Source organism: Shigella sp. FC1567 (assembly GCF_001743015.1).
Lineage (GTDB): Bacteria > Pseudomonadota > Gammaproteobacteria > Enterobacterales > Enterobacteriaceae > Escherichia > Escherichia coli.
In genome coordinates this window covers 1-7,808 of the sequence record NZ_MIIV01000096.1, presented here as the reverse complement: position 1 = coordinate 7,808, position 7,808 = coordinate 1, and the positions used below count along the sequence as shown (strand labels likewise).

5 protein-coding genes and 3 pseudogenes are annotated in these 7,808 nt (G+C 49.7%); 6 read left to right on the top strand and 2 right to left on the bottom strand.

The annotated features are described in order from the left end of the window. Positions 1-229, top strand: a pseudogene (locus tag BHE85_RS07375) (integrase core domain-containing protein); the annotation flags it as partial. A gap of 14 nt (positions 230-243) precedes the next feature. Next, positions 244-654: pseudogene (gene speG, locus BHE85_RS07370) on the top strand (spermidine N1-acetyltransferase); the annotation flags it as partial. A gap of 2 nt (positions 655-656) precedes the next feature. Here speG and BHE85_RS07365 read toward each other — a convergent pair. Further along, entirely contained in the window at positions 657-1,367 is a 711-nt protein-coding gene (locus BHE85_RS07365) for a YnfC family lipoprotein (RefSeq protein ID WP_011379205.1), read from the bottom strand. Positions 1,368-1,474: 107 nt separating this feature from the next. Here BHE85_RS07365 and BHE85_RS07360 point away from each other — a divergent pair, with 107 nt between their 5' ends. The 4 genes and pseudogenes from BHE85_RS07360 (at position 1,475) to BHE85_RS07345 (ending at position 7,553) form a co-directional block, all read left to right on the top strand. Beyond that, positions 1,475-1,753: a DUF1161 domain-containing protein gene (locus BHE85_RS07360; protein ID WP_000778145.1), complete on the top strand. Its 279-nt coding sequence runs from the start codon at positions 1,475-1,477 to the stop codon at positions 1,751-1,753. A gap of 226 nt (positions 1,754-1,979) precedes the next feature. Further along, a pseudogene (gene ynfE, locus BHE85_RS07355) lies at positions 1,980-4,390 on the top strand (selenate/tellurate reductase subunit YnfE). 60 nt (positions 4,391-4,450) lie between these two features. Continuing rightward, entirely contained in the window at positions 4,451-6,874 is a 2,424-nt protein-coding gene (gene ynfF / locus BHE85_RS07350) for a selenate/tellurate reductase subunit YnfF (protein ID WP_073692111.1), read from the top strand. 10 nt (positions 6,875-6,884) lie between these two features. After that, the gene (locus BHE85_RS07345) at positions 6,885-7,553 is read left to right on the top strand and encodes a DMSO/selenate family reductase complex B subunit (protein WP_039064130.1); all 669 of its coding nucleotides are present in this window, start codon (positions 6,885-6,887) and stop codon (positions 7,551-7,553) included. Here the strand turns inward: BHE85_RS07345 and BHE85_RS07340 are convergent. Continuing rightward, a partial coding sequence (locus BHE85_RS07340; protein ID WP_000321149.1) for an integrase core domain-containing protein occupies positions 7,478-7,808 on the bottom strand: 331 nt, incomplete at its 5' end. The two genes, BHE85_RS07345 and BHE85_RS07340, sit on opposite strands and share 76 nt — an antisense overlap.

Genomic DNA, 7,808 nt, shown 5'->3' with positions numbered 1-7,808 from the left:
GCGCGGAAACTGCTGGGATAACAGCCCAATGGAACGCTTCTTCAGGAGTCTGAAGAACGAATGGATGCCGGTGGTGGGTTACGTAAGCTTCAGCGAGGCAGCTCACGCCATAACGGACTATATCGTTGGATATTACAGCGCACTAAGACCGCACGAATATAACGGTGGGTTACCCCCAAACGAATCGGAAAATCGATACTGGAAAAACTCTAACTCGGTGGCCAGTTTTTGTCGACCACTTCACATATTCACGATCAGAGCGAACGACGCTTTGTGGTGGAATGTGACGGCGAAAAAGCCGGTCTGGTGGAGCTGGTGGAAATTAACCATGTACATCGCCGGGCAGAATTTCAGATAATTATCTCCCCGGAGTATCAGGGGAAAGGTCTGGCAACCCGTGCCGCCAAATTAGCAATGGACTATGGCTTCACCGTTCTCAATCTCTATAAGCTGTATCTGATCGTCGATAAAGAGAATGAAAAAGCGATTCACATTTACCGCAAGCTTGGCTTTACGGTTGAAGGTGAATTGATGCATGAGTTTTTTATTAATGGTCAATATCGTAATGCCATTCGCATGTGTATATTCCAGCATCAGTATCTGGCAGAGCACAAAACACCGGGTCAGACTCTCCTGAAGCCGACCGCACAATAGCATTAATAATAATCGATCGTATTTTTGATGGTGTAAACCCGTTCGACGGCGGGTTTTACTCCTTCATCAACAATGATCAGCTGACAGTCCACCGGATTGGCGTGACTGTCATATTCACAGCTCTGTTTTACATTACCAACTCGTTGATTATTCAGTAAAGTAACCGCTGTGTAATCTAATTTTTTGATCGGGTCCGTTGATGGCGTGGCGCTGACAGATAATGTTTTGTCGTTACTTTTCGTGGTTTTACCCAGTGGATAACCCTGATCATCATAGCGATATTCCATCTGCATTTGTTTGCTGCTGGCTTTAATCACGAAGCCATTATCATCGGTTTCCCAACTCACCCCGGCAGAAGGTAATTCTGCTAGCTGGCATTTTCCCTGTAAACGTACTCTCTTCTCCAGCGTCTCGGCATCACGGTAATAATTGGCGTCCAGTACCAGAGCGACCACGGTATTATTTTCCAGATCCAGTAATTCGAGTGAATCAAAACAGCCTTCTTCCGACAAAGTCCCAGAAACACGTTTCGTCACTTCACCTTGCTCATCCATTAATGTCTGAGTGAAATCTTTTACCGGACCACGCAGCGGATCAAAATCGAATTCATCAGAGAAACTGGCCATCTCAGGGGTAAATGAAAGTGTTACCTCTGTGCGGTCACATCCTGTGAGGAATATCGCGAGTAAGCATGGTAGTAATTTGTATTTCACAACAGTCACCAGAGAGTAGAGATGATTCTCAATCATAGTAGCAAATACAGTACTTTACACGTTAAATGCTATGCTTAAAGAAGTTATCTTCGCGTAAGGAGCTTATGATGAAACTCTCAACCTGCTGTGCCGCGCTTCTGCTCGCCCTCGCCTCACCCGCGGTACTCGCCGCGCCGGGATCCTGTGAGCGCATACAGAGCGATATATCACAGCGCATTATCAATAATGGCGTACCCGAAAGCAGCTTCACATTAAGTATTGTACCCAATGACCAGGTTGATCAGCCTGATTCCCAGGTCGTCGGGCATTGTGCTAATGATACGCATAAAATTCTCTACACCCGCACCACCAGCGCTAACGTCTCTGCTCCCGCGCAGTCTACCTAGGATGGCGCGCCTGCCGAACCGCAGTAATACATTATCGACTGAACGCCGGATATGACACATCCGGCGATTTGAACATACAACATAATCCCACCTTATTACTCATACCCTTCTATTGATGTGGATTAATAATTCTTAACCCAAAATGGGTATACCCCCCTCTATTGTTAGCGCGCTAAATATTCAATACATAAACATTTATATAACGATAAAGAACAGGGAGTGAGTTATGTCCAAAAATGACCGAATGGTGGGCATCAGCCGCAGAACACTCGTTAAATCAACCGCGATAGGTTCTCTGGCGCTGGCTGCAGGCGGTTTTTCTTTACCGTTCACCCTGCGCAGTGCAGCGGCAACGGTACAACAGGCCAGCGAAAAAGTGATCTGGGGTGCCTGTTCCGTCAACTGTGGTAGCCGCTGTGCACTTCGTCTACATGTTAAAGATAATGAAGTGACCTGGGTGGAAACTGACAATACCGGCAGCGATGAGTACGGCAACCATCAGGTACGCGCCTGTTTGCGCGGTCGCTCCATCCGCCGGCGTATTAATCATCCCGATCGCTTGAATTACCCAATGAAACGCGTGGGTAAACGCGGTGAAGGCAAATTCGAACGGATTAGCTGGGATGAAGCCCTGGATACTATCGCCAGTAGCCTGAAAAAAACCGTCGAACAATATGGCAATGAGGCTGTATATATTCAGTACTCTTCGGGGATTGTTGGCGGCAATATGACCCGCTCTTCGCCATCAGCCTCGGCGGTCAAACGCCTGATGAACTGCTACGGCGGTTCACTCAATCAGTATGGCTCCTACAGCACCGCACAAATTTCCTGTGCCATGCCCTACACCTACGGCAGTAATGATGGCAACAGCACCACGGATATTGAAAACAGCAAGCTGGTCGTGATGTTTGGTAACAACCCGGCAGAAACCCGCATGAGCGGCGGTGGCATCACTTATCTTCTTGAAAAAGCGCGCGAGAAATCGAACGCCAAAATGATTGTTATCGATCCGCGATATACCGATACGGCTGCTGGTCGTGAAGATGAATGGCTTCCTATTCGCCCGGGCACCGATGCCGCGCTGGTTGCGGGTATTGCCTGGGTATTGATTAACGAAAATCTCGTTGATCAACCTTTTCTCGATAAATACTGCGTCGGCTATGACGAAAAAACCTTACCCGCAGATGCACCAAAAAATGGTCACTATAAAGCCTATATTCTTGGTGAAGGTGATGATAATACAGCGAAAACGCCGCAGTGGGCTTCGCAAATTACCGGTATCCCGGTGGACCGTATCATCAAACTGGCGCGTGAAATTGGCACAGCAAAACCCGCTTATATCTGCCAGGGCTGGGGGCCGCAACGCCAGGCAAACGGCGAACTGACTGCACGCGCTATTGCTATGTTGCCTATTTTGACGGGCAATGTCGGCATCAGCGGCGGAAATAGTGGCGCGCGTGAATCGACCTATACCATTACCATAGAACGCCTGCCGGTGCTGGATAATCCGGTCAAAACGTCAATCTCCTGCTTCAGCTGGACAGATGCTATCGATCATGGTCCGCAAATGACGGCAATCCGCGACGGCGTCCGCGGCAAAGATAAACTGGATGTGCCCATTAAGTTCATCTGGAACTACGCGGGAAATACCCTCGTTAATCAGCATTCTGACATCAACAAAACGCATGAAATTCTGCAGGACGAATCGAAATGCGAAATGATTGTGGTCATCGAAAACTTTATGACCTCATCGGCAAACTGCCAGACCTGATGACCGTTGAGCAGGAAGATATTATTCCTAACGACTACGCCGGTAACATGGGATATCTCATTTTCCTCCAGCCTGTCACCAGCGAAAAATTCGAACGCAAACCGATTTACTGGATCCTGAGTGAAGTCGCGAAACGTCTTGGACCTGACGTCTATCAAAAGTTCACAGAAGGTCGCACGCAGGAACAATGGTTACAACATCTGTACGCCAAAATGCTTGCCAAAGATCCGGCGTTACCGTCTTACGACGAACTGAAAAAAATGGGTATCTATAAGCGTAAAGATCCCAATGGCCATTTTGTCGCCTACAAAGCATTTCGTGACGACCCCGAGGCAAATCCACTTAAAACGCCTTCCGGTAAGATTGAAATTTATTCCAGCAGGCTGGCGGAAATTGCCCGTACCTGGGAACTGGAAAAAGATGAAGTGATAAGCCCATTGCCAGTTTATGCCTCAACCTTTGAAGGCTGGAACTCCCCTGAACGTAGAACCTTCCCACTGCAACTGTTTGGTTTCCATTACAAATCCCGTACTCACTCGACCTACGGCAATATTGATCTCCTGAAGGCTGCCTGCCGTCAGGAGGTGTGGATCAACCCTATAGATGCGCAGAAACGTGGGATTGCCAACGGCGATATGGTGCGGGTGTTTAACCATCGTGGCGAAGTTCGGCTACCAGCCAAAGTAACACCACGTATTCTCCCTGGAGTTAGCGCTATGGGCCAGGGAGCCTGGCACGAGGCCAATATGTCTGGCGATAAAATCGACCATGGCGGCTGTGTGAATACGCTAACCACTCTGCGCCCTTCACCACTGGCGAAGGGAAACCCGCAGCACACTAATCTGGTCGAGATCGAAAAAATATAACCCACGACAACCATAAATTCTGGCATGACATTTTGTTTGAAAAGCAATAAGTGAGTAATGATGAAAATCCATACCACAGAGGCGCTCATGAAGGCTGAAATCAGCCGTAGAAGTCTGATGAAAACCTCCGCACTTGGCAGTCTTGCGCTGGCAAGCAGTGCTTTCACTCTGCCATTTTCCCAAATGGTCCGGGCGGCAGAGGCTCCGGTAGAAGAGAAAGCGGTCTGGAGTTCCTGCACCGTTAACTGCGGGAGCCGCTGTCTGTTACGTTTGCATGTGAAAGATGACACCGTGTACTGGGTGGAGTCTGATACGACAGGTGACGACGTCTACGGTAATCATCAGGTTCGAGCGTGTTTACGCGGGCGCTCTATCCGCCGACGGATGAATCATCCTGATAGGTTGAAATATCCCATGAAGCGCGTCGGCAAGTGCGGTGAAGGTAAATTTGAACGGATAAGTTGGGACGAAGCCCTGGATACCATCAGTGATAATCTTCGGCGGATCCTGAAAGATTACGGCAATGAGGCTGTACATGTCCTGTACGGAACAGGCGTAGATGGCGGAAACATCACCAACTCAAACGTCCCGTACCGTCTGATGAACTCTTGCGGTGGTTTTCTCAGTCGCTATGGCAGCTACAGTACCGCACAGATCAGTGCCGCAATGAGTTATATGTTCGGTGCCAATGATGGCAACAGCCCGGATGATATCGCCAATACGAAACTGGTCGTTATGTTCGGAAATAACCCGGCAGAAACGCGGATGAGCGGCGGTGGTGTCACTTACTACGTCGAGCAAGCCCGCGAACGTTCAAACGCACGCATGATCGTCATCGATCCACGTTATAACGACACTGCTGCCGGGCGTGAAGATGAATGGCTGCCTATTCGCCCTGGCACCGATGGCGCACTGGCCTGTGCGATTGCCTGGGTACTGATTACTGAAAACATGGTCGATCAGCCATTTCTCGACAAATATTGTGTTGGTTACGATGAAAAAACGCTGCCCGCCAACGCACCACGTAACGCGCATTATAAAGCCTATATTCTGGGCGAAGGGCCTGACGGCATAGCTAAAACGCCGGAATGGGCAGCAAAAATCACCAGCATCCCGGCAGAAAAAATTATCCAGTTGGCGCGAGAGATCGGTTCAGCAAAACCTGCTTATATTTGTCAGGGTTGGGGGCCACAACGACATTCCAACGGCGAGCAAACGTCCCGCGCTATTGCCATGCTTTCCGTTCTCACCGGTAACGTTGGCATAAACGGCGGCAACTCAGGTGTACGCGAAGGTAGCTGGGATCTGGGGGGAGAATGGTTCCCGATGCTTGAGAATCCTGTTAAAACGCAGATTTCCGTCTTTACATGGACAGATGCCATCGACCATGGTACGGAAATGACCGCGACCCGTGATGGTGTTCGTGGAAAAGAAAAACTGGATGTCCCCATCAAGTTTTTATGGTGCTACGCCAGTAACACATTGATCAATCAACATGGCGACATCAATCACACCCATGAGGTGCTTCAGGATGACAGCAAGTGCGAGATGATTGTTGGCATTGACCACTTCATGACGGCCTCGGCTAAGTATTGCGATATCCTGTTGCCCGACCTGATGCCAACAGAGCAAGAAGACCTTATCTCTCATGAATCTGCAGGGAATATGGGCTATGTGATCCTCGCCCAACCCGCAACCTCAGCAAAATTTGAACGCAAACCCATCTACTGGATGCTGAGTGAAGTCGCCAAACGCTTAGGACCAGACGTTTATCAAACCTTTACTGAAGGTCGCAGTCAGCATGAATGGATCAAATATCTCCATGCGAAAACGAAGGAACGTAACCCTGAGATGCTCGACTACGAGGAGATGAAAACGACCGGGATCTTTAAGAAAAAATGCCCGGAAGAACACTACGTCGCTTTCCGCGCATTCCGTGAAGATCCACAGGCAAACCCGTTGAAAACACCTTCGGGGAAAATCGAAATTTATTCTGAACGACTGGCGAAGATTGCAGATACCTGGGAATTGAAAAAAGATGAAATTATTCATCCCCTTCCTGCGTATACCCCAGGTTTTGATGGCTGGGACGATCCCCTGCGGAAAACCTATCCACTGCAGTTAACGGGCTTCCACTACAAAGCGCGTACCCACTCCAGCTACGGCAATATTGATGTGTTACAGCAGGCCTGCCCACAAGAGGTGTGGATCAACCCCATTGATGCTCAGGCACGCGGTATCCGTCATGGCGATACCGTGCGGGTATTTAACAATAATGGAGAAATGCTGATTGCCGCAAAAGTGACTCCGCGTATTCTGCCTGGCGTTACCGCCATCGGGCAAGGTGCGTGGCTTAAAGCGGATATGTTTGGTGACCGGGTCGATCACGGCGGCAGTATCAATATTCTGACCTCTCACCGCCCTTCACCGCTGGCAAAGGGAAACCCGTCGCACAGCAATCTTGTCCAGATCGAAAAGGTTTAAGGAGTAGCCCATGACCACACAATATGGATTTTTTATCGATTCCAGCCGCTGTACTGGCTGTAAAACCTGCGAACTGGGGTGCAAAGATTTTAAAGATCTTGGCCCGGAAGTCAGTTTCCGCCGTATTTATGAATATGCTGGCGGCGACTGGCAGGAAGATAATGGCATCTGGCACCAGAACGTGTTCGCTTATTATCTCTCCATCTCCTGTAACCATTGCGATGACCCCGCATGTACAAAAGTCTACCCCAGCGGCGCAATGCATAAGCGTGAAGATGGCTTTGTGGTGGTTGATGAAGATGTTTGTATCGGCTGCCGCTACTGCCACATGGCTTGTCCGTACGGCGCACCACAGTACAATGCTGAAAAAGGGCACATGACGAAGTGCGATGGTTGTTATTCGCGCGTCGCCGAGGGGAAACAACCCATATGCATCGAATCCTGCCCGCTGCGTGCACTTGAGTTCGGTCCAATTGAAGAGCTGCGCCAGAAGCACGGCACTCTGGCTGCCGTCGCGCCACTGCCGCGCGCGCATTTCACAAAACCCAATATCGTTATCAAACCTAACGCCAACAGCCGCCCGACCGGCGATTGGATTTGCCCCTATATTTCCAGACATCTGTTATCACTTAACCCATTACAAGCCCGCTGCCGCAGATATTCCCGTGGCGAGCGATAACCCAGCGCACTATGCGGATGCCATTCGTTATAATGCTCGAACGCCTCTGCAAGGTTCTTTGCTGCCGTTAACCCGTCTGGTTTGGGCATGATACTGATGTAGTCACGCTTTATCGTTTTCACGAAGCTCTCTGCTATTCCGTTACTCTCCGGACTCCGCACCGCCGTGTTCTTCGGTTCAAGTCCCAACATCCGGGCGAACTGGCGTGTTTCATTAGCCCGGTAGCATGAACCATTATCCGTCAGCCACTCCACT